Below are 2,856 nucleotides of genomic sequence, written 5' to 3' on the forward strand. Positions count from 1 at the left end.
ACGACCTGGCGGAGCGAACGCGGGAACGCAGCGTTGGGAATCGCTGTTGTTTTGCCATTGGGAGATCGACCCCGAAACGCTTCGCCCGCATGTCCCTGCAGCGATGGACTTGGACACGTTCCAGGGCCGAGCGTATGTCGGCATCGTTCCCTTCAAGATGCGGGACATCCGACCATCCTGGCTGCCCCGTCGGCTCGCGTTTAACTTTTTGGAGACCAACGTCCGAACTTATGTGACGCACAACGATCGTCCGGGCGTCTATTTTTTTTCGCTCGATGCGAGTTCCCGATTGGCGGTGATCGCCGCACGCATCGGTTGGGCTCTGCCCTACTATTACGCCCGGATGTCGGCCGATGACTCCGGTGACACGTACCGCTACCAGAGCGTTCGGCGTGGTGGAGCGGCCGAGCACCGGGTGTCGTTTCGGGTGGCAGAACAGCTGGGGCCCTCCGCTCCCGAATCGCTGGAACACTTTTTGTTCGAACGCTACCTATTGTTTGTCGAAAAGAAAGGACGTGTGTTTTGTGGTCAAGTCCATCATGAACCCTATGACGTCTGGACCGCGGAGGTCACGGAGATGGCCGATCAGCTGATCGCCGCGGCCGGTTTGCCAGAACTTGGTCAGCGCCCAGCACTGGCGCACTACTCCCCCGGCGTCGACGTAGAGGTTTTCGCGATTCGGGACACCGGCGTGATGCGTTAACGCTCGGTGCCCCTTTGCAGTCGCGACACTCGTCCGAGCGTGGGTAACGCCCGGAGACCACGCACGACGTCCGGGGACGCTCCGTCCAATTCCGCGAAGTCGACAAGGTTTAGACCAGGCAGGCCCGTAGGCTCGCGCCAAACGGCTGATCATCAATTGGCATCAGCCGGTTCGCGCCAGCGCGAGCGGCGCCCCTCAATGTTGATTGAGCGGTATTGGACGCTCCGTCGAAGTGGCGGACGCCTGTTACTTGCCGATCGATTTCAGGTATGCCGCCGTCAAATCCCGGTCCACGCGAATGTGGTGGTCTCGTAGGGACGGAAAGACTTTGCCTTGTGCGGTGTTCATGAACATGTTCTCGGTCGCGCCGGCCGGCATATGGCAATCGATGCAATTGTCGCTCAATTGTTGCCCAAGCGTGGGTTCCATGCCGCAGTCGGATGACTGGTGACATTGGAGACAACGCTGCGAAAACAGTTTGCGGTTTCCCCGTTCACTTTGATGGGGATTGTGGCACGTGGTGCACGTCATTTCGGTTTCGTTGAAGCACGGACTCTTCGACAATCGAACCAATTGGTTGCTGGAATGGACTCCCCCGGGAAGGTTCGCTTGCGGAGGGTGATAATGATCCATCAAATCGTCACCGGGCCGAAACTGATACGGGGCGCCCTTGAGTTTGGGGTTGCCGAAATGGCATTGGCCGCAGATGTCCAATTGTTGCTGCCGCGAGAGTGACGCGGGGTGTGTGATGAAGCGCGATGTCTTCTGATCGGGATTGGATTGATGGTACTGGACGTGATCGCGGCCCGGTCCGTGGCAACGTTCACAGGAGATTCCCAGGATCAGGGATTCGGGGGTGTAGTGGTTCGGTGGTCGGCGCACGTCCGCCCATGTGGTGTGGCATTCCAAGCAGCGGTTGGTGACCGGCCTGTTGTAGATCGCTTGACCGTCCGGATACCCCGGGCTGTTGACCCAATCGTCGGTGCCGGTGATGTACGACACATTCATTTGGTACAGGCCATCGTCGTGCCAATACAGGTACGACTGGCCGAGCTTTGACGATCCGGTCACCACGTCGAACGGGACGTCGCACTTCCAACCATAAAACGAGACCTGTTGAAACAACCGTTGATCACGCTCCACCATCCTGAACCACAATCCTTGGCTGTTCGTTTTCAACACGTTTTGCCCCGGCTGAAACGAACCGGCAATCGAGGTCGGGTCGGCCGCCGCGCTGGTCCGGTGGTGCGCGGTGTGGACAAACGAGGCGTGGCGGTCTTGATGGCAGGACTGGCACGCATCGGCACCCAGAAAACCGGGGTTCTCGTTGACCGGTTCCAAGTCGTTGCTGGGGCTCGGAATCTGGACCGGTCGATAGGGCAGCAACAGTTCGCTTTCGGCGCCTCGTTTTCCGACAAACCACGTGCCGCCCGGTTCCAGGTCGACGATGAAGTCTCCCGGAGGGGGCTTGTTTTGAGTTCGGGAGGCTTCCGTTGATGGATCCAGGATCGGTTCGTTTTCCCATCCGCCAGACCGGTCCATTTTGTCCAACAATCGCGCGGCGTCTTGTTCGGCGTCGTTCCGCACATTGACGTAAACGATCCCTCCGATCAGCAGAAGCGACAATCCGAGCAGCAGGCTTTTTCGCATGTTGATTGAGGCGTCCGGTGAATCATTCGTGACGGGGACAGGCGATGCGACTGTCCATTGTATCGGCCGGATCGCAACTGCGCGTCGCAAAACGGCGGTGGGCACCGGCGGTCAGAGCGGGAAGTCCGGCGGCTCGTCGTACAGAGGCAAGAACCGGTAGTAGACCTCCAGTGTCAACGCACACATCGCGGTCGTGTAGACGCGTCCCCCGACATCTCCCCATTGATCGCGGAAGTGCCAACTGCCAGCTTCATGTCCTTCGGTCGCCTGGGTACGCACCAGGTGATCACGCAATTGGTTGTTCCAAGATTCCCAATCGCGATGCCGAAAATGGTGCAGTGCCAGCGTCGCGTAGTAGTCGTGGTAAACGTTGGTCAGCGTCGGGCCCTGCTCGGCCAGCTTGTCGATCGCTTCGTCGAACAGGGTGTGTCCGGGCGTTTGTCCCAGATAGATCAACAGCGTCAAGGCAATGGCGGTCGTTGTTTTCTCCGCTTTCGGCGTGC

Annotated in this window: 2 protein-coding genes and 1 pseudogene; 1 reads left to right on the top strand and 2 read right to left on the bottom strand. The window is 59.1% G+C overall.

Features of this window, described 5'->3' with window-relative positions:
- Positions 1 to 703 (top strand): YqjF family protein (locus tag ABX749_RS28275; protein ID WP_372898979.1); only part of this gene is annotated, 703 nt, incomplete at its 5' end.
- A gap of 246 nt (positions 704 to 949) precedes the next feature.
- Here the strand turns inward: ABX749_RS28275 and ABX749_RS28280 are convergent.
- Both ABX749_RS28280 and ABX749_RS28285 read right to left on the bottom strand, forming a co-directional pair.
- Complete coding sequence (locus ABX749_RS28280; protein ID WP_372898980.1) at positions 950 to 2,353, bottom strand: multiheme c-type cytochrome; 1,404 nt, start codon at positions 2,351 to 2,353, stop codon at positions 950 to 952.
- A gap of 111 nt (positions 2,354 to 2,464) precedes the next feature.
- Positions 2,465 to 2,856: pseudogene (locus ABX749_RS28285) on the bottom strand (squalene--hopene cyclase); the annotation flags it as partial.

It is taken from the genome of Stieleria sp. (genome assembly GCF_041595215.1).
GTDB classification, from domain to species: domain Bacteria; phylum Planctomycetota; class Planctomycetia; order Pirellulales; family Pirellulaceae; genus Stieleria; species Stieleria magnilauensis.